The organism is Deinococcus carri, assembly GCF_039545055.1.
Taxonomy (GTDB): domain Bacteria; phylum Deinococcota; class Deinococci; order Deinococcales; family Deinococcaceae; genus Deinococcus; species Deinococcus carri.
This window is the reverse complement of sequence record NZ_BAABRP010000001.1, coordinates 167,500-190,414: the sequence shown is the minus strand read 5'-3', so window position 1 is coordinate 190,414 and position 22,915 is coordinate 167,500. Positions and strand designations below refer to the sequence as shown.

Here is a 22,915-nt window from a genome sequence, read left to right as displayed (position 1 = left end):
TCGCTCCGCTCGGATGATTCAAAGGAATCATCGCAATTTGGTATGAGCTATGAACAAGAGGGCTGATGCCACAGCAGATGCTTCCGGGTGCCCGTTCATAGCTCAACGCTCATAGCTCATTACCCCAGACAGGGACCGCTCCAGGTGAAGCGGTCCTGTTTCCTTTGCTACCGCTGCGCCCTCCGCTGCGCCTCGTCCAGGGCGGCCTTCGCGCTCAGCTTGCCGGTGGTCGCTTGGCTGATGGCGTCTTCGAGGTACGCGGTCCACTCGCCGTAGTCGGGGACGGTGGGGCGGGGCACGGCGCGGTCGAGCTGGGCGTGGGCGGCGCGGAGCTGTGGGTTCTTCGCGTACCAGTCATTCAGCAGGGGCGTCACGCTGCGGCGGGGCGGGGCGTAAGCGGTGGTCTTGACCCAGTCGGCCAGGCGGGCAGGGTCCAGCAGGAACTGCCAGAAGGCGACCGCCCCGGCCTGCTCGGCCGCACTCGCCCCGCGCGGCACGGCGAGATGTGCCCCGCCCAGCGGCACGGTGCAGGCCCCAGCCTTCTCGCAGGGAAAGGGGGCAATCCCCAGCTGGAAGAAGGGCAGTTTGCGCGCGTCGGTCCAGTTGGCGACGCTGGCGGGCACGAACAGATTCTGCCCGCGGGCGAAGTCGAAGGCCGCGCGGGTCGCCTCGGACAACCGGCGCGGCTGCGCCTGGCCTGCCGCACTCATGCGGGCCAGCTGGGTGAGGGCCTCCACCGCCTCCGGGCCGTTGAGGTTAGGTTGCCCGTTCACGACCAGTTGCCCGCCGCGCGAGGTGACGTTCGCCTCGAAGGTCCAGGCGTCGGCGGCGGCGACCAGGGGACGGCGGCCCCCCACCGCGAGCTGACGGCTGAGCGCTTCCAGGTCGGCCCAGGTCTGCGGCGCGCTGACTCCGGCCTTGCGGAGTGCGCCCGCGTTGTACATCAGCACCGGCACGCTGACATTCCAGGGCAGGCCGTAGCGTTTGCCCCCCACCTCGCCCGCCCGCCAGACCGGCGCGTACAGGTCGCGCGTCAGGGCGGCGGGGAGGGCATCGGTGAGGCGCGAGAGGTCCGCCAGCTGGCCGCCTTCCACCAGCCGGGGAAACTGCGTGAACTCGACCTGCACCAGGGCGGGCGGGTTCCCGGCCTTCAGCGCCGCCTGGAATTGCGGCAGCAGCTCACGGTAGTTGCCCAGCGAGCGGGGCACCACCTCGTACTGCGACTGGGAGCGGTTAAAGGCCTGGGCATACCCGGCGACCGTGTTCTGCACGCCGTCCATCGCGTGCCAGAACTCGATGCGCACGGGCGCAGCCTGGGCGGAGGCGAGCAGCAGGGACAGGGGCAGCAGCAGGCGGCGCATGGTCAGAGGATAGAGCGGGACGCGAGCTTCCCGCCCCTACGGCAGCACCGGGTAGAGGTCCACCCGTCCCCCCGGCCGCACATCCTCGCGGGCGGCGATGGCGACGCTGGCGCTGGGGCCGCTGCGGCTGCTGAGCTGGGTCAGCAACTCCACGAACTCGTTCACGTCGAGGCCCTGGTTGGTGATGTACTCGCCCGGCACGCCGCGGGTGGTGAGGTCCACGACCGCGTCCTGCACCAGATTCTGAATCTGGCTCTGGATGGCGCGGGTATCCTCCCCCAGCGTGATGGTGGCGCGGCGGATGGGCTGCCCGCCCCGGTACAGGACGCTGTTGGGCCGGGCCTCGCAGGTGAGGTCCACCGGAAAGCCGACGGCCGTATTGTTCGCCGCGCGGCACTGCACGAAGGTGCTGGCGTTCAGGCCACGCAGCTTGGTTTCCAGGGCAGAGCGGGCGGGGGTGCTCAGGCGGGCGGCGGGATTGCCCTTCGCACCGCGGCTACTCGCGGCGGCGGCGGCCTCGCGCAGGAAGCTGTCGAGGTTGCGCACGCTGGGCACCACGCCCGCATATACCAGGTCGTTCTTGGGAAAGGCCAGGTCGGCGTTGCGGCTGGCGCTGAGTTCGGTGCGGGCGCTGGAATACTCGTCCTGAAGGCGGCCCAGGCTGGCGCGGGTGGAGGCCAGATCGCGGGCGAGCGTCTCGTTGGCGGCGCGCAGGTCGGCCTGCTGGGCACGCAGGGCCGTGAGGTCCGCGCGCACCCGGTCACGCTCGCGGGCGGCCGCGTCGCGGACCTGGGTTGCGGCGTCACGGGCCTGGGCCGCCGCGTCGCGCTCGCGGCGGAGGCGGTCGCGGTCGGCCAGCAGGCCCTGGCGCTCGGCGGCCAGGCGGTCGCGGGCCTGCTGCGCGGCGAGGCGCTGCGCCTGGGCCTGGGCGCTGGCCGCCACCGCCGCGTCACGGGCCGCGCGGGCGGTGTCCCGTTCCTGGGCCAGCCCGTTGCGCTGGGCTTCCACCTGCTGGCGCGACACCTCCAGCGCGTGAACCTGCGCGTCGAGCTGCGCCGCGCGGGCCTGGGCCTGCTCGGCACGGGTCTGGGCGTTCTGGGCGCGGTTCTGCGCCTGGGTGGCTTCGGCCTCGGCCTGGGCCGCGCGGGCATCGAGGGTGCCCACCTGCTCGTTCAGCACCCGCACGCGGCCGTCGAGGTCACGGGCGCGGGCGCGGCTGGCGGCCAGGGCCGCTTCCGAGGCGCTGAGCTGGGCGCGGCTGGCCTCAGCGCTGCTTTCCAGGCGGGCGCGCAGGGCCGTGAGTTCGGCCACGCGCTGTTGCAGGGCCTGTGCCTGCGCCTGGGCCGCCTCGCGCTGGGCCTGGGCGGTGCGGCGGCCAGCCTGGGCGGCCTGCAATTCGGCGTTGGCCTTCTGGAGGCTGACCCGCGCCGCCTCCTGCTCCTGGCGCAGCTGCCCGGCCTGCTGGCGGGCGCTGTCGCGCTCGCGCTGCACCCCCCGGAGGTCGCCCTGCACCGCCTGCACCTCGTCGCGCAGCGCGTTGATCTGGGGCCGGAGCTGGTCGGCCTGCGCGATGGTGTTCACGGCGCTGCGGTTGAGCAGCAAAAAGGCCGCCAGGCTGGCCGCGCTAATGCCCATCCCCGACAGCACCGCCACCAGCAGAGCGGTGCTCTTGGGCCGCAGCCCGAACAGGCGCAGATGCTTGCGGCCCACCTTGCGGGCAATGGTGTCGGCGGCATAGGCCACGACGCCCGCCAGGACGACCACGAACGGCAAAAAGAGCCACAGCACCGGGGTCTCCTCCCTCCTTACAGTTCGAAGTCGTCGCCGAGGTAGTGGCGGCGCACGTCCTCGTCGGCCGCGAACTCCTGCGGCGTGCCCTGAAACTTCACTTCCCCGTCGAACATCAGGTACACCCGGTCGGTCAGGGCAATCGTCTCGCGCACGTTGTGGTCAGTGATAAAGACGCCGATGCCCCGGCGGTCGCGCAGCTCGCGGATCAGCCGCTGAATCTCGCGGATGCTCTTGGGGTCCACACCAGTAAACGGCTCGTCGAGGAGGAGGTAATCGGGGTCGGTGGTGAGCGCGCGGGCCAGCTCCAGGCGGCGGCGCTCCCCACCCGAGAGCTGGTAGGCGAGGCTATTTGCCAGATGCGTCAGCCCGAACTCGGCCAGCAGCGCGTCGGCGCGGGCCTCCTGCTCGGCGCGCGGGAGGTTCTGGTATTCGAGGATGGCGAGCAGATTGTCACGCGCCGTCAGCTTGCGAAAGGCGCTCGGCTCCTGCGGCAGATACCCCAGGCCCAGCCGCGCCCGCTCGTGCATGGGCAGCCGGGTCACGTCGCGCTCGCCCAGTTGAATCTGCCCCCCACCCGGCCGGATAAAGCCGACCAGCATGTAGAAGGTGGTGGTCTTCCCCGCCCCGTTCGGCCCGAACAGCGCCACGATCTCGCCGGGCCGCACCATGAAGTCCACCCCGCGCACCACCGCCCGGCGGCCGTAGGTCTTGCTGAGGCCCTGCGCGGACAGTTCGGGACGTGTGGGCGGCGTGACAGGAGGCATGGCGGCGGGGGCAGTCACGCCAGCGAGCGTAGCACGGGGCCTCCGCTGGCGGGGGTGAGAGAGGCGACGAAAGGCGGCCGAGGCCGCCGTCTGACCGTCAAACCGTCTGAGGGTCCCAGGAGAACGGTTCTCCCCTCGCCCTAGACGGTTTGACCGTGAGACCTTCAGACGGGCGCTCAGCGCCTTACACTACCCCCATGCTCTTGACCATCATCGTGCTGGATTCCGTCGGGGCGGGGGCACTGCCCGACGCCGCCAACTTCGGGGACGTGGGCGCGCACACCCTCAACCACACGCTGGAGGCCGCCCCGGCGGCGCTGCCCCACCTGGCCCGGCTGGGGCTGAGCCGGGTCCCGACCCTCCAGACCTCCCCGCAGACGGTTCCGGCGGGAGACGTGCAGGGGGGTTACGGCCGGATGCGCGAGGTCAGCCCCGGCAAGGACACCAGCACCGGGCACTGGGAGTTCATGGGCGTGCAGCTCCAGCACCCCTTCCAGGTCTTCCCGGACGGCTTCCCCCCCGCCGTGATGGACCGTTTCGACGCGGCGACCGGGCGCGGCCACCTGTGCAACAAACCCTACAGCGGCACGGACGTGATCCGCGACTACGGTGAGGAGCACCTGCGGACCGGGTTTCCCATCGTGTACACCAGTGCCGACAGCGTGTTCCAGATTGCCGCCCACGAGGACGTGGTGCCGCTGGAAACGCTGTACGAATGGTGCCAGGCGGCGCGCGAGATCCTGCAGGGCGAGTACGCGGTGGCGCGCGTGATTGCCCGGCCCTTCCGGGGTGAATACCCCTTCGAGCGGGCCAACGAACACCGCCGGGACTTCTCGCTGGTGCCGCCGCACAACGTGCTGGACGCGCTGCGGGAAAGGGGCCGCGCGGTGGTCGGCATCGGCAAGATTCCCGACATCTACGCGCACCGGGGCTTCACCGAGGAGATCCACACCGACAACAACGCCGACGGCATCCAGAAGACGCTGGCACGGATGCGGCAGGCGGCGGCGGAAGGCGAAGGCGGCCTGATCTTCACCAACCTGGTGGACTTCGACGCCAAGTACGGGCACCGCCGCGACCCGCAGGGGTACAGCAGCGCCCTGGCCGCCTTCGATGCCGCGCTGCCCGACCTCCTGGCCGCGGTTCCCGCAGACGGCGCGCTGCTGGTCATCAGCGACCACGGCAACGACCCCACCTGGCCCGGCACCGACCATACCCGCGAATACGGACTGCTGCTGGCCTACCGCCCCGGGCTGACGGGCGCGGTGGACCTGGGCGAGCGCGCCACCTTCGCGGATGTGGGCGCGACCGCCGCCGAGGCGCTGGGGGCCGACTGGCAGGGGCCGGGTGAGAGCTTCTGGAAGCAGCTGAGCTGAACGCAGGCGGGCTGAACGCGGGTGGGCTGGACTTCCGCACGCAGCCGGAGGCCTTCACGCTGACCCTGACGCTGGGGGGGCGCTACGCGGGGCAGCAGGAGTGGGCCATTCACGGCGAGCGCAGCGCGGTGGTGGCGCGGGTGCAGACTGACTTCGGCGGCGTGCTGCCGGAGCTGCGGCGGGTGCAGACCAGCCGCCTGCACCCCCGCTTCCTGACCAGCCTCCACTACGCCGAGGGCGACGGGCGCGGCCGGGCCAGCTTCGAGACGACCTTCGACCGCAAGGCGGGCCTGATCACGCTGCGCCAGGGCAAGGAGGAGGCCACGGCCCCCCTGACCACCGAGTACCACGACCCCGTGTCGCTGCTGCTGTGGCTGCGCGCCTTTGGCGCGGTGGACCGCGCCCAGGCCCAGATGACCGGGGGGCACGTCCTGGTGCAGCGCCTGGCGGATACCGAGGTCGGCGGGGTTCCCGCCCGCGCCTCCTTTCTGCGGCCCGGCGGGGCGTACGTGTACGTGGAGCAGGCCCCCCCGCACCGCCTGCTGCGCCTGATTCAGCCCACCGACTTCGGCCCCATCGAGGGGGCGTTGCAGCCCCCACGCAAGCCGCAGCCCGAACGGCGACGGCGGCGGGCGTCTTGAGCGGTCAGCGGTCAGCCCTCAGCCGGTCGCCCTCTGCTCGCCCCCTTTCCAACTGAAAGCTGATCGCTGAAAGCCGACAGCTCCCCGGAGATACCCATGCAAGTCCTCCAAGGTGACGCCGCCCGCGCGGCCCTGACCCGCTCCTTTGGCGAGATTCCCGTGCCGGAAAGCGTCCTCGCCCGCATCCAGGCCACCTTCGGCGAACCCCTCACGCCGGAGGAAGTGGTCGCCCGCATCCTGGCAGACGTGCAGGCGCGCGGCGACGACGCGCTGCGTGACTGGACGGAGCGGCTGGACGGCACCCGCCCCGAGGCGCTGGAAGTCACGCGGGAGGACATCGCGGCGGCGCGGATCGACCCGGCGCTGCACGACGCCATCCGCCTCGCCATCTCGCGCGTCCGGGCCTTTTATGAGCAGCAGCCCGCGCACGGCTTTCTGGACCACGGCCCCGACGGGGCGCTGGGGCAACTGGTCCGCCCGCTCGGGCGGGTCGGGGTCTACGTGCCCGGTGGCCTCGCGCCCCTCATCAGCACGCTGATTCATACCGCGGTCCCGGCGCAGGTGGCGGGGGTGCCGGAAATCATCGTCACCACCCCACCCGCCCGTGACGGCAGCGTGAACCCGGCGATTCTGGTCGCCGCGCGCGAGGTCGGGGTGGACCGCGTGTTCCGGGTAGGCGGGGCGCAGGCCATCGGCGCGCTGGCCTACGGCACGGCCAGCATTCCCGCCGTGGACAAGATCGCGGGGCCGGGCAACCTCTTCGTGGTGATCGCCAAGCGGATGGTGTACGGCGTGGCGGGCATCGAGAGCCTCCCCGGCCCCACCGAGACGCTGGTGGTGGCCGACGACAGCGCCGACCCCCGCTTTGTGGCCGCCGATCTGCTCGCCCAGGCCGAACACCTGGGGGCCGAACCCGTGCTGGTGTCCACCAGCCGCGACCTGCTGGTGGAGGTACAGAACAGGCTGAACGGCCAGCTCGAAGCCCTGCCCGAACCCAACCGCACCTGGGCGCGCGACAGCGTGGTGAGCCGCATGAAGGTGGTGCTGGCCGCCGACCTCGCGGAGGCCCTGGACCTCGCCAACCTGTACGCCCCCGAACACCTCTGCCTGCTGACCCGCGACCCCTGGAGCCTGCTGGGGCAGGTGCGGCGGGCGGGCGGCGTCTTTGTAGGCGAGGCGAGCATGGAGGCCCTGGGCGACTATGTGGCCGGACCCAGCCACGTGATGCCCACCGGCGGCACCGCCCGCTTCATGAGTCCGGTCAACGTCCGCGACTTCCAGAACATCATCAGTGTGGTCGGCGTGAACGAGGGAGCGCTGCGCCGCATCGGCCCCCCCGCCGCCCTCCTCGCCCGCGCCGAGGGTCTGGAGGCCCACGCCCGCGCCATCGAGAGCCGCCTGACGCCCGAGGCACCGGAGGCCCATCCGGAAGCGACGCTGGAAGTGCTGGAGGAGGCCGTGCTGGAAGGGGATGGGGAGCAGGGGGTGTAGGGGATGACGACACAGTGAGGGCAAAGCGAGCCAGGCTGTCCCAGTCCTTCACAGGTTGAGTCGCCTTTCCAGTGGCCCCTGATGCCAGGCCTGTTCACCCCCACCCGGCCTCCCCCCTCAAGGGGGAAGGGCTTTTTTGTTGTTCTAGACGGCGTTTTTCTTCGTGGGAGACTTCCCAGGGGAGCAATAAGCCTGCCCAAACGCCCTTCCCGCGTCACCCCGACAAGCAGAAGCTCTCGCCTCCCTGTCTTTTCAAACTTTGGAGCCGATGCCCAAGTTCCACCCCTCAAGCGGGCAGGCCTGGAAGAGGAGCCGTTCGGGCCGCCGGGCCCGAGGCCGCCTGGCGGGCTGGGCCTGGCATGGCGACCAGTGGGAAACCGGGGCGAAGCCTGGCAACCCTTCCACCGCAAGGAACCCCCTTGCCGAGCGCAGCGAAAAGCTCCCCCCTCCACCCAGAGGAGAGACACATCAACAAGCCTGGCGTCAACGCGCGGGCCGCCCCGTGCGGCGGAGACGTCCCCCGGTGGGGGGTAGGGGGGCTGGGGGGGCGGGGGGAAGCTCGCTACAAGATAACCTGCCCCCAAATATCTTTCCTTTCAACCCAGGCAAGCTGAGGCAGCCGCTATCCCTTCGCCTGGGGAGGCTGCGTCCCGCCATCGGCCAGCTGAACCAGCCACGCCATCAGCTGCACCAACGCCAGCGCCATCGCGGGAAGCCCCGCCAGCATCATGATCCAGCCGCTGATCTGCTGGTTTTGCAGCGGCGTCAGGTCCCACAGACACAGCGCCGAGACGTAAGGCGTATACAGCACCTGCCGCGAGTACAGCCACACGGCGGCGACGGCCATCATCGGGAAGGCCGCCAGCAGGCCGAACCAGCCCCGCGAGCCGATATGGGCGGGCTGCACGCTGGGCAGGGGCCGCAGCACGACGCCCCAGACCAGCAGGCTGCTCAGGAGATACAGCGTGGGCAGCAGCGCGGCGGCGGTGTTCGTGACCACCGAGGCGTTGAATCCGGCGGGCACGTTCCAGAAGATGATGACGGCGGCCCAGACGGCCAGCGCCACCCAGGGGTCGAGCAGCACACCCAGCAGGCGGCCCAGCGGACAGCGCGGGTCAATCTGAATATCACGCGGCAGGCCCAGGACCAGCAGCGGCGGCACGACTTCCGCCAGGACCATCAGGCGGCCCATGTACAGCGCCATGCTGTTCAGGGTCCAGGCGGTCGCGGCAGATTGCGTCGCCAGGAGCAGCAGCACCATGCCCAGCCCAAACAGCACGGCCTTCCAGACCGGCCAACGTGCCCGCCCCGCCGGAGTCTGCCGCGCCCGGACGAAGCGCCACAGGTAAAAGCCGGTGACGGCCAGCACCGGCAGCCACACCAGCGGGTCGAAGTGCAGGGCCAGCAGGTCGGTCAGGCCAGGGTTCAGGGTGGGGGCAATGTTGGAGACAGGAGCAGTCATGGGACGGGGTTCTCCAGAACGTGCCGGATGTCGCGCACGACCCGGTCCACCTGCGGAAGCTGGGTGTAGTCCCACAGCACGCGCAGATGCCCGGAGGCGTCGATCAGGTAGGTGGCGGTGGTGTGGTTCATCTGGTAATCGGTAGCGCTCTTCACGTCCGCCTTCTGATAGGCGACGCCGTAGTCGCGGGCCACCTGCGAGAGCGCCGGCTCGGGCACCTGCACGCCGGTCGCCTGGCCGAAAAACTCCACGTACTCCTTCAGCCGGGCGGGCGTGTCGCGCTCCGGGTCCACACTGACGAGCACGATGTCGAAACGGGCGCGTTCCTGCGGCGGGAGCGCCTGCCGGGCCTTGTCCAGGTAGGCCAGGCTCAGGGGACAGATGTTCGGGCAATGCGTGAAGCCGAAAAACAGGGCGGTGGTGCGGCCCGTGCCTCCGGGATGAAAGGTCCAGGGCTGCCCGTTCTGGTCCGTGCCGCTGAACGCTCCGGCCGCCACCGGGGGCGTGTAGGCGGTGCCGTAGAAGGGAAAGGGACTCCTGACCCGCGCAAACACCCACACGCCCCCCAGCAGCAGCGCGACCGCGACCAGGGCCAGCAGGGCCGACACGTACCAGGGCCGCGCGGCAGGGGCAGGAGCAGGAAGGGGCAGGTCGGTCATAGAGTTCCTCTCAGGAGCAGGGCCGGAATCAGGGCTTGCGGACGACAGCGTCCACCTTCAGCGTGCGGCCATCCCGCGTGGTCAGCGTCAGGCGCACCTTCTCCCCCACCTTCGGCGCGCGGGTCAGGTCCATCAGCATCACGTGGTCGCCGCCCGCGCTCAGGTGCAGGGTTCCCCCGGCGGGAACGGTCAGGGTCTGCACCATGCTCATGCCGGTCATGCCCCGCGCGTCCCGGCGGGTGGTCATCAGCATGGCGTGGCGGGCCAGGGCGGTCTGGACTCCCGTGAGGACCACGGGGGCCTGGCCGGTGTTCCGCAGCGTCAGGAAGGCGCTCGTCTCGGTCGCGCCCGGCGGCACGGCCACCACGGTCGCGTTCTGCACGGTCAGGGGAAGGGGGGCGCGGCTGGGCTGAGGCGCTGACTGGGGCGCTGTGGGGGCAGGCTGATGCATTCCGGCATGCTGGGCGGTGGCGGGAAGCAGAACGGCGGCAAGCGCCAGGGCGGCCAGGAGCGGGGTGGGTGTGGTCATGGGGAGCCTCCTTGAAGGGCGGTCTGGCCCGGTTCCCCGGAGTCTAGGCGCGCGGGCCGGGCCGGATTGTCCCCTTCGCCGCCACGGCAGGCCGGACAGGGCCACTTGAACTCGGTCGAGAGAGGTCCCCTCCTCCCCACCTCTTGTGGAACAGGTTCCATGCCGCGGGGTATGGTGGGCGGCGAAAAGTTATGCGTAAACCCACGATTCAGGATGTGGCCCAGCGGGCCGGGGTGGGAGTCGGCACCGTGTCCCGCGTGCTGAACAACCACGCCGCCGTGAAGGGCGCGACCCGTGACCTGGTCCTCAAGGCCATCGCGGACCTCGACTACACCCCCAACCCCCACGCCCGGCGTATCGCGGGTGGCAAGAGCTACACCATCAGCGTGCTGCTGCCGGTCGTGACCACCGAGTTCTACGTGCGCCTGCTCGACGGGCTGGAAAGTGCCTTTCAGGAGGCGCGGTACGACGTGGCGATCTTCCCGCTGCTCGACCGCTCGCGCCTGGAACGCTACCTGGGGTCGCATACGCTGGCGTACCAGGCCGACGGGCTGGTCATGGTGACGTACAACCTCACGCAGCTGTTCAACGAGCGCCGCCTGCGCAACCAGCAACCGACCGTGCTGGTCGACGCCTATGCCGAGGGCGTGGACTGCGCCTTTATGGACAACGTGCTGGGGGGACGGCTGGCGGGCGAGTATGCCGCCACCCTGCCCGGCGAGCTGTACGCCGTCTGGGTCGAGACGGAACTCGACCAGCTCTTCACCACCCGCGTCTTCGAGGAGCGCCGGGCAGGCTTTCTGGGGGCGGTGCAGGCGGCGGGCCGCCAGGTGCGTGCCGAGTACACCGCCAGTTTCGACGCGCTGGCCGCCCGCAACGCCGCCGTGACCCTGCTGGACACGGCCCAGTTTCCCTGCACGGTCTTCGCCTCTGCCGACCTGCTGGCGGGTGCCCTGCTGGACGAGGCGCGGGGGCGGGGCCTGACGCCCGGCCAGGACGTGCGCGTCATCGGCTTCGACGACCAGCCCTGGGCCGCCGCGCGCGGCCTGACCACCCTGCACCAGCCGGTCGAGCAGATGGGCTACGAGGCCGCCCAGCTTCTGCTGACCCGCCTGGGCGGCCACCGGGGACCGGCCCGCGCCCGCCGGTTTGAACCCCGGCTGGTGGTGCGCGACACGGCCTGAGCCACGCCGTCCCCAGGGCAAGCGACGCCACCGGGGTGACCCCTGGATGGACTTCAGGCGCTGCCGGCAAGCGTCGCGGCAGCGATTATCGGCGGCCGACCACCTGCTCGGCGGGAACGACCTGCGTGTAGAAGGTGCGGCGGGCATCGGCGAGCAGAACGTCGTTGCGGCCCTGGCGCTTCACGGCGTACATGGCCGCGTCTGCGCGCCCCAGCACGTCGTCGGGGTGTTCACCGTCGCGGGCGGTCGCCACCCCGAAACAGGCAGTGACGCCGGTAACGGCACCGTGACGCTGGCCCAGAAGCTCGGCACGCAGCGTATCGAGCACTTCCCGGACCTGCCACCCCGGCATCACCGGCAGGATCAGCAGGAACTCTTCCCCACCCCAGCGGGCCGCCACACCGCCGCGCGGCACGAGGCTCTGGACAGCCTGCGCCACCCCCCGCAGCACCAGATCGCCGGTGGCATGGCCGTGGACATCGTTGACGGCCTTGAAGTGGTCGAGGTCGAACAGCACCAGCGTGAAGCGCTCGCCCGTCTGCGCGAATGCCGTCAGCCGTTCCTCGGCGGCGCGGCGGTTGGCGAGTCCCGTCAGGGCGTCACGGTAGGCGGCCTCACGGGCGGCCAGCAGTTGCACCCGCTGCTTGGAAAACGTCGATTGCAAGATGATCATGAAGGCATTCACCAGCAGAAACTGGAGCGCGGCCCCGGCCAGTTGCATGTCCCCCGCCCCTGGCCCCAGGGTCAGGTGGTACACACACAGCAGCAGGGTCAGCAGGAAGGTGCTGCCCGCCAGCCACCGGGCCTGCCGGGGGGGATACAGCAGAAACGCAATCGCGTACAGCACCGGGAACCAGTACGCGCTCTCGCTGAGCATATGCATCTGCGGCGCGAAGACCTGAAACTGGTGCCCCAGCGCCAGCAGGAAGTACAGGGACGCCCCGGCATACGTGACGCTCACCGCCGCGTGCAGCGACAGCCACCCCCGCCCCAACGCGAATTGCAGGCCCAGCAGCAGGGCGCTCAGCAGCGGCAACGCCACCCGGTCCAGCGGGTCGAAGTTGGGGGCCTGCATCCACAGCGCCAGCACTGCCGCCGCCATCCCCAGACAGACCAGGGCAAAGAACATACGCTTTTGCGTGGCTAGCCAGGGGACAGCATCCGGGAGCTGGTTTATATGAGACAGGGACGGAGTCTTCAAAGGCCCTCCACGACTTGGAGCTGTTTCCATCTTAACTGCCGGCACCAGAGGGCGGACAAGAATGTGCGGATGACCGGTTGACGGGGAGAGCCTTATTCTACCCACTGAAAAGGATGAAGCTGCTTTCATCATTTGCTCGCCAAAAGACCATCTACGTCTCTCTGCTGACGCCAACCCGGCTTCCCATGGCGTGGGCTGTCCCCGTCCCTGCAATGGGGAGGAGCTTTTTCGTGCCTGCGACACTCTTTTGATCGCCAATCCTGCTCTGGATCGACAGGTGTGCTTCAGCGCCGCACTTCGTGGTGGACGCGGCAGCGGGCCTCGTAGGCTTCCTGGGCACCGACCAGCACCACGGGGTCGTCGAAGCGGGCGGGCTGGCCGCCAATCAGGCGCTGCGAGCGGGTGGCGGGCGCGCCGCAGACGGTGCAGATGGCCGTGAGCTTCTCGACGCTCTCGGCGCGGGCCAGCAGGTCGGGGATGCAACCGAACGGCTCGGCGCGGAAATCCAGGTCCAGGCCAGCGAGGATCACCCGCACACCCGCTTCCGCCAGGTCCAGCACCAGCGGCCCCAGGTCGGAGCCGAAAAACTGCGCCTCGTCGATGCCCACCACCTCGGGCAGCTCGGCTTCCGGCGAGGAGAGCAGCGGTCCCTCGCCCGCCAGGTGCGCGCGGATATCCACCGCGCCGCGCACCGCGACCGCCTCGATGCTGCGGCCCGCGTGACTGGCGACCTGCGTGGCGTGGTAACGGTCGTCGATGGCCGGCTTGAACACGGCGACCCGCTGGCGGGCAATCAGGGCGCGCGTCACCCGGCGAATCAGCTCCTCGCTCTTGCCGCTGAACATCGGCCCGACGATCACTTCCAGATGCCCGCCGTGGTAGGGAGACTTCAGCACGGGGGGAAGTATGGCAGAAGGCGGAAAGCAGAGGGCAGAGGGCCACCCCGCAAAAGCCCAGGCTCCCGCCCCCATGGCCTTCTGCCATCTGCTATCTGCCATCCGCAAAGAAAAACGCCCCACCAGCAGGCAGGGCGGTCAGGGCAAGGCGATTTACTTCTTCTTGGTGCGGTAGCTGTCGCCGAAGCGCTTGTTGAACTTGTCGACGCGGCCCTCGGTGTCCACGAAGCGCTCCTCGCCGGTCCAGAAGGGATGAACGCCGCTCCACACGTCCACGTGAATCTCGGGACGGGTGCTGAGGGTTTCCATGACGACCTTGCCCTGGTAGATGATCTTGGTGGGCACAGCCTTGGGGTGGATGTCTTTCTTCATGTTCTGCCTCCTCCGTCACGTCTCGGTGCGTGACGGGCAACCCTGAAATCATAGCACATCACCAGACGTAACGCGCCTGCCAGGCCTCGCCCCGGCGCAGCAGCGGTGTGGGAGTTCCTATCACGCGGTGCCCGCCCTTCACGGCGGCACGCACCAGCAGCCGGGGGTCGAGGGCCGGGTAGAGCGCGCGGGCAAAGGCGACCTCCTCGCGCAGGTCGAGGCTCTCGCCGCTGGCGACCGAGTCGGTACCGAGGGCCACCTCCACACCCGCCGCCGCAAAGGCCGCCCAGGGAAAGGTGCCGCACTCCAGATGCCGGTTGGAACGCGGGCAAGTGACGACGGGGCAACCGGCGCGGGCCGTGCGGGCGATATCGTCCGGGGTGACATTGACCATGTGGACCAGAGTTGGCCGCCCCGCCAGCGCCCCGAGTTCGTCCAGGTAGCGCACCGGGGTCAGCTCGGGTTCGGGCGAGCGGCCGATCACCTCTGCGAAGGTGGGCGGGTAGAGCACGGGCATTCGGTTGGCCCACAGCGGCCCGCCCCCCGTGCGGAACAGCTCCACCTCGGCGGGGTGTTCCGCGACGTGAATCTGCACCGGCAGACCCTCGCCCGCCGCGTACTCAGTGAGCAGGCGCATCAGGCGGTGGCTGACCGTGAAGGGAGTGTGGGGCGAGAGGCCCACGCGCGGGCCGCCGGGCCGCTCCAGCCTGCGCCAGCGTTCCAGGCGCTCGCGGGCCACCCGGAAAATCTCGTCGGCCTGTTCGGGAAAAGGCCCCAGCACCTCGAAGTACAGGGTGCCGGACAGGTCCTCGCGGGCCAGCAGGGCGTCCATCACCTCGGGTGCCCACACGATGTCGCCCACGCCCCCCGAACCCAGGCGGACGAGTTCGTCGGCCCCGGCCTGCGCCCCCGCCACCCCGCGTTTCTCCCGCTGGGCGATCACCACCTCGGGCAGCCAGCGGAAGTACGGCAGTGCCTGGAAGGCGTAGGCGCTCATGTCGAGGTGCGTGTGGGCGTTGACGGGCGGGGGCGCAATCACCGCCCCGGCGCGGCGCTCGCGGGCCTGGGGGTAGCTGGCGCGCAGGGTGGCGGGGTCGCCGAGCGCCGCGATCACGCCGTTCGCCACGACCACGCCGCCCGGCGCATGGCCCCCACCGACGCCGGTAAACAGCACGTCACAGGTGAGGAGTTCGGGAGTGAGGAGGTCCGGGGAGGGCTGGGCCGTCATGGGCCGCATTCTGCCGCCTTAGAGGCCTGCGGGGTCAGCCTGCCTGCGTGGGGCGAGCGGCATTCATCGCGGCCCCGACGATCCCGGCCTCGTTCTGGAGGGCGGCGGGGACGAGCGGGGTCCGCCCGGTTTCGATGTGGGGCTGCCACTTGTCAGCCTTCTTGCTGATACCGCCGCCGATGATAAAGAGGTCGGGGCTGAACAGCAGTTCGAGATGCTGGAGGTACTTGCTCGCACGCTTGGCCCAGTCCTTCCAGCTCAGATCTTCCTGCTCGCGGGCGCGGGCGGAGGCCCAGGCCTCGGCTTCCCGGTCGCCGCGCAGCCACAGGTGCCCCAGCTCGGTGTTGGGCACCAGCACCCCGTTATGAATCAACGCGCTGCCAATACCGGTGCCAAAGGTCAGCACCAGCACCACGCCCGGCACGCCCGCCCCTGCCCCGAACCGCGCCTCGGCCAGCCCGGCCGCGTCCGCATCGTTGATGAGGTGCACGTCGCGCCCGGTCGCCTGGGTAAACAGGGCGTCTGCGTCCAGGCCGATCCAGCCCCTGTCCACGTTCGCCGCGCTGAGCGTCTTGCCGTGCTGCACGATGCCGGGAAAGGTCACGCCCACCGGCCCCTCGTGCCCGAAGTGACGCACCAGCTCGGCCACCACGTCCTTCACCGCATCAGGCTGCGCGCCCTCCGGCGTGGGTATGCGCCAGCGCTCGGCCACCAGCTTCCCGGTGTCCGTGTCCACCGGTGCCCCCTTGATGCCGCTCCCGCCGATGTCGATGCCGAGGATCACGCTCATGGGGGACAGGGTAACAGCCTTCAGCGGTCAGCCGTCAGCGCTCAGCTTTTTTGGCTGATTGCTGACGGCTGACCGCTAAAAAAAGACCGCCCCCACCAGGGAGGCGGCCTCTGCAAGCTCGCGGCTTACGGGTTGCGGGCACCCTTGGCGGCGTCCACCAGGGCACGGAAGGCCTCGGGTTCGCGGGCGGCGATGTCGGCCAGCGTCTTGCGGTTGAGGTCCACCCCGGCCTTTTTAAGCCCGTTGATGAAGGTGGAGTAGTTCATGCCGTGCAGGCGCGCGCCCGCGTTGATGCGCTGAATCCACAGGCGGCGGAAGTCGCGCTTCTTGTTGCGGCGGTCGCGATACTCGTAGGTGGCGGCGTTCAGCAGCGTCTGGAAGGCGTTGCGGTACTGCTTGGAGCGGCTGCCCCAGAAGCCCTTGGCGCGCTTGAGCACCTTCTTGTGACGGCGGCGGCGGACAATCCCGGTCTTGGCGCGTGGCATCTAAATCACTTCCTCCCAGCAACGAGGCCGAGCTTCATGCGTGCCCACTCGCTCTTGGCGAGGACGAACCCCTTGCCCTTGCCGCGAATCTCGTCGCCGCTCTTGCCGGTGTTCTGGTGGCGCTTGCCACTCTTGAACGCCATGACCTTGCCGGTCGCCGTGACTTTCACGCGGCGGGTCATGCTCTTCTTGGTCTTCATCTTAGGCATGGAATGCCCTCCTTCGTAGTCCAGTCGCACGCCTCTGGCGGCTCCTGTCTGGGGTGCGGGCCGTTCCCCGCGCCTGTCACGGCGCTGAACCGTTGGTCGCCCTGCCCCACTTGACCAAGAGAGAACTATACGCGAGGGGGCGGGGGCAGGGCAAGGGGTCAGGGCTGCCTGAAATACATCTGCGTGGCCTGGAGCTGGCTGCCGTTCTTCTCGTAGATGCAGCGCATCGGCCCGTTGTCGGCAGCCGTCCCGCCAGCGTGCCGCGTGGACCGCGCGGCGGCGAGGGCGAGCAAGTGTGCGTGCAGGCGTGTGCCCAGACCCCGCCCACGCGCTGCGGGGAGGACCCCAATCAGGTGGATGCTCGCGTAACCGGGGCGGCCACTGGGACCGACCGTGCCGAAAGCGGCCAGTCGCCCGCCCTCTTCGAGTGCGACCAGCGTAGCCTCCTCGGCCAGCTCGTAGTCCGTGTGCCCGCCCCCTTCCAGCAGCGCCCGCACCTCGGGGCGGCCGAGCCAGTCCGGGCCACCTTCCACCGCCTGCGGTTCGCGGCGGTAGGCCCGCGCTTGCAGGTCGGTTTCGTACATGACGTGCTGGCTGTCCAGCACCCACCCGGCGGCCTCCACCGCTGCGGCGTTCAGGGGCGCGAGGTCGTCTTGCAGCACCAGCAGGCGCTGAGGCTCCACCTTCTCGCGGATGGCCCGCGCGAAAGCCGTCATGGCGTCGGCGGGAACGTCGGGGCGGAAACAGGGGAAGGCAGGCACCCGCACCGGGCCAGGCAGGAGAACCGTTCCCTCCATGCCCCGGTCAGAACGGAGGAACAGGATGCGGTCGAGGCTGACCCTGCCCGCCGCGATGTTCTCCCGCAGCATTGGGAGGCGCTTTGCCACGTCGGCCGGGTCCGCGTGCAGGGCGTACAGGTCGGCGAGGGTTTCGGGGGTCGCGGGCTGAATGTTGTAGGGGGGCAAGGTGGCCGCAGCTTACCCGCCCACCCTCCCCGCGAGAAGGCAGGCCAGACGGCCTAGACGGCGTTTTCTCCGGCCACCAGCCACAGCGCCCGGTAGTCTTCCAGCCGCACGGTAGGCCTGTCGAGGCTAAACACGCTCCCGCTCAGCCGGTCCTCGGCGTGGTCCCCCAGCACGTCCCGCAGGACAGAGGCGGGCAGCATCACCGTCTCCTCACTGAAATTGTAGACCTGCACCATCACGCCGAGGGGATGGTCGCGGCGCAGCAGCAGCACACGCGGGTCGGGGCTGGGCAGCACCTGGCTCTCGATGCTGGCGTGCAGGTGCGGGGTTTCGCGGCGCACGCTCAGGAGGTGACGTAAGCCCAGGTTCACCCTTCCGGCGGGCGAGGACGGCTCCTGCTGCACCCGCTCGGCCAGCGCCCAATCCATACGCGGGCGATGCACCCAGCGGTTGTCGGGCGCGTGTTCGGGCACGTCCTCGAAGGCGTAGTCGTTGAGCAGCGCCAGTTCGTCGCCCATGTACAGCAGCGGCACGCCGCCGAAGCCGAGCATGACGGTGTGGAGGAGGAGCAGGCGGCGCACCGCATCGTCCGTCTGCCCGGCGTCCCCCGTTTCCAGCGCCGCCTCCAGTCCCGCGAGGCTGGCCGCCGAACCGCTGATGCGCCGGTCGCCGGTGGCCGGGTTGTACTGGAAGACCAGCCCGCGCGCGAAGGTGCCGGGAAACTGGCCGCTGTAGAAGTCGCTCAGGAAGTGCCGGTGGCCGGGACCGCTCAACCCCGCGCGGGCCGCGTCCTCGTCGCTGATGGCCCAGCCGATGTCGTCGTGGCAGCGGACGTACATGCCCCAGGTCGTATTGGTGGGCTTGGGGGGAAAGGCCTTCAGCGCCTCCTCGAACAGCCGCGTGTCCCGGCTGGCGAGGCTGCTCCACACCTGCACCATCAGGCTGTTGTGGTAGGCCATGTCGCTGACCTTGCCGTGGTGGGCGCGGGTGCCGAGGTAATGAATCAGGTCGGCGGGCGCGACAATCGCCTCTGCCTTGAAGGCCACGGCGGGCGCGACGATGCGCGTGGCGGCCCGCAAGGCCCGCGTCAGGTGATGCACCTCTGGCTGGTTCTGACTGTCGGTGCCCAGCCGCTTCCAGATGAAGGCGATGGCGTCCAGCCGGAACACCTCCACCCCCCGGTTCGCCAGGTGCAGGATGAGGTCCACGAACTCCAGAAACACGTCCGGATTTGCCCAGTTCAGGTCCCACTGGTAGCGGTTGAAGGTAGTCCAGACCCAGCCCCCCTCGCCCTGTTCACCGGCCTCCTCGTCCCAGGTGAAGTTACCCGGCGCGAAGTCGGGGAAGATTTCGGGGAGGGTGGCCTCGAAGGCGTCCGGCCCGTGGCGGTCGGGGAAGAGGTGGAAGTAGGCGCGGTATCTGGGGTCGCCCGCCCTGGCCTTCTCGGCCCACTCGTGTTCGCGTGCCACGTGGTTCAGCACGAGGTCCAGCACCAGGCTGATGCCCCGGCCCCGCAGCCCCCGCGCCAGCGCCGAGAGGTCGTCCATGCTGCCCAGGTCGGGGCGCACCGCGCGGTAGTCCTGCACCGCGTATCCGCCGTCGTTCTCGCCCTCGCGGGGCCTCAGGAGGGGCATCAGGTGCAGGTACTTCACCCCCAGACCCTCCAGATAGTCCAGGCGCTCGCCCACACCCTTCAGGGTTCCGGCGAAACGGTCGGCGTAGGCGACGTAGCCGACCATCTCCGGGGCTTGCAGCCAGTCGGGCCGCAGCAGCCGCGCCTCGTCCAGCCGCTTCAGGTCGGCGGGGCGGGCGTGGTGGGCATGGAGCAGGACTTCCAGCAACCGGTCTCGCAGCGCGTCCGCCCGGTCCCCATACACCGCGCGCAGGCTCTCCCAGAGGTCGTCCCCGTAGCGTTGCAACCGCAGCAGGAAGGTATCCGCATCACGGTCGTCATCGAAGGCGGTCCGCACCTGCGCCGCCAGTTCGGAAGTCAGCACGCCTCATAGCATACGGCGTGGGAGGAGGAGTTGGAACCGTTTCCAGTCAGGGCAGGACAAGGGGGCGGTGAGGTTCTCCCCCATCGCCCCAGCGTGTGCCAGCTCGCGCCGGGTTTACTGAATCTGGTCCTGCGTGACGTTCAGGTACACCGCCACGTCATCCATGCTCTCGACGCTGGAGAGGGGCACGTAGTGGTGCTGGCCGTCGGCGCTGCCGCTCTTGGTGAGCTTGAGCCGGTCGCCCTCGATGTGGTCCACGGTGCCCACGTAGTCGCCGTTCTTGTCCTTGACCTGCATGTGATCACCCTCGCGGCTCAGGCGGTCGCGGAGGTCCTGCTGGATGCGGCTGTCAATCTGGTCGGCGGCGTTCTGGTCGTTCTGTCCGTTGTTCTGCGTCATGCCGGTAGCCTACGGGGCCTCCCCCGCGCTGCCGATGACAACCCCCTGGAGAAAACCATTACCCAATATTGGGAGAACCTCCATCTGGCCTCCCCTGCGTCACCTCCGCGCTCAGCGCCCGGAGGCCGGGTAGATCGAGCGTGGCAAGGGCGGCATTCACCCGCACGGCGAAGTCCGGCGGGACACCCGGCAACGCCCCGGCGAGCGCCACCGCCCCTTTCTCGTTCAGAAGCCAGGCGCGTTCGCGGGCGCAGAGGGTCTGCACCAGCGCCATCACGGCCTGATAAACGCAGCCCTGCGCGTAATGCCGGTCCCCGCGTTTCAGCCCCTTTTCCGCCGCGTCCAGCCAGAAGTCCGGCTGCCAGCCGTAATGCGTTTCGAGCGCCTGCGCCAATGATACCGGATACCCTCCCAGCCGGGCACGCAGCCTTGCCAGATGCCCGGACGGGTCATGCAGCGGCACGCCCCATGCCAGTTCCGCCGCGTAGTGGTGGCCGTGAATGCCGTGGGGGTGCCCCGGCTGCGCGTGCAGGGTGACCCGACCGGCCAGCGCGTCCTCCACACTCTGCGCCAACCGGCCCAGTTCGCGGTAGATGAAATCCACCCGCTGCCCCTCCACGGTGAGCCACGCGCCACCGTCCACCCACGGCCCCCAGCCGCCGGGCGGAGTGGCCGAAGCTGCCCCGCTGTCGTCGAGGTCACGGCACAGGGCATTCAGCGCCCCCAGGTCGAAGGGAAGGTCTGCCCGGTAGAAGAGGCCCAGGTCGAGGTCGGAGTCGGGCCGGGCGGTGCCGCGCGCGTGGGAGCCGCCCAGGGCGACGGCGACCACGCCGGGAATCCGGGCAGCGCGGGCGGCGATGGTCCGGGCCAGGGCAGGAACGGGCGTCATGCCAGACTGTACTCGGCCAACTGCACCTGGAGGCCCCCGGTAGCCGGCCCGCCACCTGGCCTACGCCAAAGCGGACGGGCAACGGATTCGTTCACCACCCGGCCCCGCTATGATGCCCCCCATGACGAAGGGCGACGGCAAGCAGGACAAGAAGGCGCAGCAGTACGGGGTGACGCCCCAGAGCGTGGATTTCAACGACTGGTACAACGAGGTCGTGAAAAAGGCCGACCTGGCCGACAACAGCCCCGTGGCGGGCGCGATGGTGGTGCGGCCCTACGGCACGGCGCTGTGGGAGAACATCCAGCGCTGGCTGGACGACCGCTTCAAGGCCACCGGGCACGAGAGCCTGATCTTCCCCACCCTGATCCCGATGGGCTTCATCACCAAGGAAGCCGACCACGTGGAGGGGTTCGCGCCCGAGCTGTTCACGGTGGACAAGATCGGCACCGAGAAACTGGCCGAGCCGTACGTGATGCGCCCCACCTCCGAAACCATCATCGGCCACATGTGGAGCGGGTGGCTCAACAGCTACCGTGACCTGCCCTTCCTGCACTACCAGTGGGGCAGCGTGTTCCGCGCCGAGCTGCGCACCAAGGCCTTCCTGCGGACCTCCGAGTTCTACTGGCACGAGGGGCACACCGCCCACGCCAGCGAGGAGGAGGCGCGCGCCGAGGTGCGGCAGATGCTCGACATCTACCACGAGTTCTGCCGCGACATCCTCGCGCTGCCGGTGGTGCGGGGCGAGAAGACGGCCAGCGAGCGCTTCGCCGGGGCCGTCGCTACCTACTCCATCGAGGGCATGATGCGCGACGGCAAGGCGCTGCAATCGGGCACCTCGCACTACCTGGGGCAGAACTTCTCCAAAGCCTTCGACGTGAAGTTCCAGACCCGCGAGCAGCGCGAGGAGTACGCCTACACCACCAGCTGGGCGATCAGCAGCCGCATCATCGGCGCGATCATCATGACGCACGGCGACGACTTCGGGTTGATCATGCCGCCCCGCATCGCGCCCATTCAGGTCGTCGTGATTCCGGTGGGCCGCAAGGAGAACTTTGACGAGATGGTCGCGGAAGGCGAGAAGTTGGCCGCCGAACTCCGCGCGCAGGGCATTCGCGTCAAGGTGGACAGGCGCGAGGGCGTCACCAACGGCTTCAAGTACAACGACTGGGAACTCAAGGGCGTGCCCGTCCGCATCGAACTCGGCCCCCGCGACCTGGAGCAGGGCGTGGTGGTGGTGAAAAACCGCAACGCCCAGGAGAAGGAAACACTGGCGCGCGAGGAAGCCATCGGCGGCATGGCGGCCCGCCTGGACGGCATCCACGACTGGCTGCTGAACCGCGCCACCGACTTCCTGCTGTCGCACACCGTGTCGGTGGACAACTACGAGGACCTCAAGAACGCCATCGAACAGGGCAACTGGGTGCGCGCCTTCCACTGCGGCGACGCGGCGTGCGAGGCCAGCATCAAGGAGGACACCAAGGCCACCGCCCGCAACATTCCCCTCGACGACGCCGAGTTCTTCAGCGAGCGCGAGGAAGGCGTGTGCGTGAAGTGCGGCCAGCCGAGCGGGTATGACAAGCGGGTGCTGTTCGGGCGGCAGTACTGAAGGGGTTGGGAGTGAGGGATTAGGGTTTAGGGCATTTGTCGTCAAAGGTGGCTTCGTTTGTTCGGCCCTCTCCGCTGGTGGGAGAGGGCCTTGCGGAGCAAGGGGTGAGGGGGCACCCCTATCCTGCTTTCATGTCCATCCGCCCCTACAGCCCCGCCGACCGGGCCGCCTGCCTGGCCCTTTTCGATTCGAACGTGCCGGAGTTCTTTCTGCCGGAGGAACGGGCGGAGTTCGCGGCCTTTCTGGGTCAGCCCTTCGACCCCGGCGAGTCCGGCGAATACTTTGTGCTGGAGGACGCCGGAAGGGTCGTGGCGTGCGGCGGCGTGTGGCTGGCTGCGGGGAACAGCGAACGTCCGGCGGGCCTGAGCTGGGGCATGGTCGCGCGGGACGCCCAGCGGCGGGGGTACGGCTCGGCGCTGCTGGCCTTCCGGCTGGCGCGGCTGCGGACGCTGGGGGCGCGGGAGGTTCATCTGGACACCAGCCAGCACAGCGCGCCCTTTTTTGCCCGCTGCGGCTTCCGGGAGGTGCGGCGCGTGCCCGGCGGCTACGGTCCGGGGCTGGACCGGGTGGATATGGTGGCAAGGCTGGGGGTGTAGGGCCTGGCAGCCTCTATCCTGCGC

At 69.6% G+C, this 22,915-nt stretch carries 23 protein-coding genes; 6 read left to right on the top strand and 17 right to left on the bottom strand.

Features of this window, described 5'->3' with window-relative positions; genetic code table 11:
- Positions 1 to 167: 167 nt before the first annotated feature.
- Genes ABEA67_RS01015 through lptB form a run of 3 tightly spaced genes read right to left on the bottom strand, consistent with a single transcriptional unit; the run spans position 168 to position 3,934 of the window.
- Positions 168 to 1,361: an ABC transporter substrate-binding protein gene (locus tag ABEA67_RS01015; protein ID WP_345459541.1), complete on the bottom strand. Its 1,194-nt coding sequence runs from the start codon at positions 1,359 to 1,361 to the stop codon at positions 168 to 170.
- 36 nt (positions 1,362 to 1,397) lie between these two features.
- Positions 1,398 to 3,149 carry a DUF3084 domain-containing protein gene (locus tag ABEA67_RS01010; protein WP_345459538.1) on the bottom strand — a complete coding sequence of 584 codons (1,752 nt, stop codon included), beginning with the start codon at positions 3,147 to 3,149 and terminating at the stop codon, positions 1,398 to 1,400.
- Between the two features lie 17 nt (positions 3,150 to 3,166).
- A complete protein-coding gene (lptB, locus tag ABEA67_RS01005) occupies positions 3,167 to 3,934 on the bottom strand; it encodes an LPS export ABC transporter ATP-binding protein (protein WP_425557133.1) in 768 nt (255 codons plus the stop codon).
- A 179-nt stretch (positions 3,935 to 4,113) separates the two neighbouring features.
- Here lptB and ABEA67_RS01000 point away from each other — a divergent pair, with 179 nt between their 5' ends.
- From ABEA67_RS01000 to hisD, 3 genes are all read left to right on the top strand, one after another.
- The gene (locus ABEA67_RS01000) at positions 4,114 to 5,292 is read left to right on the top strand and encodes a phosphopentomutase (protein ID WP_345459535.1); all 1,179 of its coding nucleotides are present in this window, start codon (positions 4,114 to 4,116) and stop codon (positions 5,290 to 5,292) included.
- 140 nt (positions 5,293 to 5,432) lie between these two features.
- Entirely contained in the window at positions 5,433 to 5,933 is a 501-nt protein-coding gene (locus ABEA67_RS00995; RefSeq protein WP_425557132.1) for a hypothetical protein, read from the top strand.
- 96 nt (positions 5,934 to 6,029) lie between these two features.
- Positions 6,030 to 7,424 (top strand): histidinol dehydrogenase, encoded by a 1,395-nt coding sequence (gene hisD / locus ABEA67_RS00990; protein ID WP_345459531.1) that lies wholly within the window; start codon positions 6,030 to 6,032, stop codon positions 7,422 to 7,424.
- A gap of 622 nt (positions 7,425 to 8,046) precedes the next feature.
- Here hisD and ABEA67_RS00985 read toward each other — a convergent pair.
- Genes ABEA67_RS00985 through ABEA67_RS00975 form a run of 3 tightly spaced genes read right to left on the bottom strand, consistent with a single transcriptional unit; the run spans position 8,047 to position 10,074 of the window.
- On the bottom strand, positions 8,047 to 8,886 hold the full coding sequence (locus ABEA67_RS00985; RefSeq protein ID WP_345459528.1) for a cytochrome c oxidase assembly protein: 840 nt from the start codon (positions 8,884 to 8,886) through the stop codon (positions 8,047 to 8,049).
- Positions 8,883 to 9,545, bottom strand: coding sequence for an SCO family protein (locus ABEA67_RS00980; protein WP_345459525.1), 663 nt, complete (start codon positions 9,543 to 9,545; stop codon positions 8,883 to 8,885). Before ABEA67_RS00980 ends, ABEA67_RS00985 begins: the two co-directional genes overlap by 4 nt.
- A gap of 28 nt (positions 9,546 to 9,573) precedes the next feature.
- Positions 9,574 to 10,074 carry a copper chaperone PCu(A)C gene (locus tag ABEA67_RS00975; RefSeq protein ID WP_345459522.1) on the bottom strand — a complete coding sequence of 167 codons (501 nt, stop codon included), beginning with the start codon at positions 10,072 to 10,074 and terminating at the stop codon, positions 9,574 to 9,576.
- A 191-nt stretch (positions 10,075 to 10,265) separates the two neighbouring features.
- On the opposite strand from ABEA67_RS00975, the gene ABEA67_RS00970 reads away from it, so the two are divergent.
- Positions 10,266 to 11,258 carry a substrate-binding domain-containing protein gene (locus tag ABEA67_RS00970; protein WP_345459519.1) on the top strand — a complete coding sequence of 331 codons (993 nt, stop codon included), beginning with the start codon at positions 10,266 to 10,268 and terminating at the stop codon, positions 11,256 to 11,258.
- Positions 11,259 to 11,343: 85 nt separating this feature from the next.
- On the opposite strand, the gene ABEA67_RS00965 is transcribed toward ABEA67_RS00970, so the two are convergent.
- The 11 genes from ABEA67_RS00965 to ABEA67_RS00915 form a co-directional block, all read right to left on the bottom strand.
- Positions 11,344 to 12,387 carry a GGDEF domain-containing protein gene (locus tag ABEA67_RS00965; protein ID WP_345459516.1) on the bottom strand — a complete coding sequence of 348 codons (1,044 nt, stop codon included), beginning with the start codon at positions 12,385 to 12,387 and terminating at the stop codon, positions 11,344 to 11,346.
- Positions 12,388 to 12,743: 356 nt separating this feature from the next.
- The gene (locus ABEA67_RS00960; protein WP_345459513.1) at positions 12,744 to 13,355 is read right to left on the bottom strand and encodes a thymidine kinase; all 612 of its coding nucleotides are present in this window, start codon (positions 13,353 to 13,355) and stop codon (positions 12,744 to 12,746) included.
- A 153-nt stretch (positions 13,356 to 13,508) separates the two neighbouring features.
- A complete protein-coding gene (gene rpmE / locus ABEA67_RS00955; protein WP_034354998.1) occupies positions 13,509 to 13,727 on the bottom strand; it encodes a 50S ribosomal protein L31 in 219 nt (72 codons plus the stop codon).
- A 58-nt stretch (positions 13,728 to 13,785) separates the two neighbouring features.
- On the bottom strand, positions 13,786 to 14,955 hold the full coding sequence (locus ABEA67_RS00950) for an amidohydrolase family protein (protein WP_345459508.1): 1,170 nt from the start codon (positions 14,953 to 14,955) through the stop codon (positions 13,786 to 13,788).
- Positions 14,956 to 14,989: 34 nt separating this feature from the next.
- A complete protein-coding gene (gene ppgK, locus ABEA67_RS00945; RefSeq protein ID WP_345459506.1) occupies positions 14,990 to 15,745 on the bottom strand; it encodes a polyphosphate--glucose phosphotransferase in 756 nt (251 codons plus the stop codon).
- 125 nt (positions 15,746 to 15,870) lie between these two features.
- Positions 15,871 to 16,230: a 50S ribosomal protein L20 gene (rplT, locus tag ABEA67_RS00940; RefSeq protein ID WP_345459503.1), complete on the bottom strand. Its 360-nt coding sequence runs from the start codon at positions 16,228 to 16,230 to the stop codon at positions 15,871 to 15,873.
- A 5-nt stretch (positions 16,231 to 16,235) separates the two neighbouring features.
- Positions 16,236 to 16,439: a 50S ribosomal protein L35 gene (rpmI, locus tag ABEA67_RS00935; protein WP_152868064.1), complete on the bottom strand. Its 204-nt coding sequence runs from the start codon at positions 16,437 to 16,439 to the stop codon at positions 16,236 to 16,238.
- A 158-nt stretch (positions 16,440 to 16,597) separates the two neighbouring features.
- Positions 16,598 to 17,404: a GNAT family N-acetyltransferase gene (locus ABEA67_RS00930; protein ID WP_345459495.1), complete on the bottom strand. Its 807-nt coding sequence runs from the start codon at positions 17,402 to 17,404 to the stop codon at positions 16,598 to 16,600.
- A 53-nt stretch (positions 17,405 to 17,457) separates the two neighbouring features.
- Positions 17,458 to 19,401, bottom strand: a complete 1,944-nt coding sequence (locus tag ABEA67_RS00925; RefSeq protein WP_345459492.1) for an alpha-amylase family protein — start codon at positions 19,399 to 19,401, stop codon at positions 17,458 to 17,460.
- A 114-nt stretch (positions 19,402 to 19,515) separates the two neighbouring features.
- The gene (locus ABEA67_RS00920; RefSeq protein ID WP_345459489.1) at positions 19,516 to 19,800 is read right to left on the bottom strand and encodes a DUF2171 domain-containing protein; all 285 of its coding nucleotides are present in this window, start codon (positions 19,798 to 19,800) and stop codon (positions 19,516 to 19,518) included.
- Positions 19,801 to 19,858: 58 nt separating this feature from the next.
- Positions 19,859 to 20,689, bottom strand: a complete 831-nt coding sequence (locus ABEA67_RS00915; protein WP_345459486.1) for a nucleotidyltransferase domain-containing protein — start codon at positions 20,687 to 20,689, stop codon at positions 19,859 to 19,861.
- Positions 20,690 to 20,810: 121 nt separating this feature from the next.
- On the opposite strand from ABEA67_RS00915, the gene proS reads away from it, so the two are divergent.
- Both proS and ABEA67_RS00905 read left to right on the top strand, forming a co-directional pair.
- Positions 20,811 to 22,295, top strand: a complete 1,485-nt coding sequence (proS, locus tag ABEA67_RS00910; RefSeq protein WP_345459482.1) for a proline--tRNA ligase — start codon at positions 20,811 to 20,813, stop codon at positions 22,293 to 22,295.
- Between the two features lie 131 nt (positions 22,296 to 22,426).
- A complete protein-coding gene (locus ABEA67_RS00905) occupies positions 22,427 to 22,891 on the top strand; it encodes a GNAT family N-acetyltransferase (RefSeq protein ID WP_345459479.1) in 465 nt (154 codons plus the stop codon).
- Positions 22,892 to 22,915: the final 24 nt, after the last annotated feature.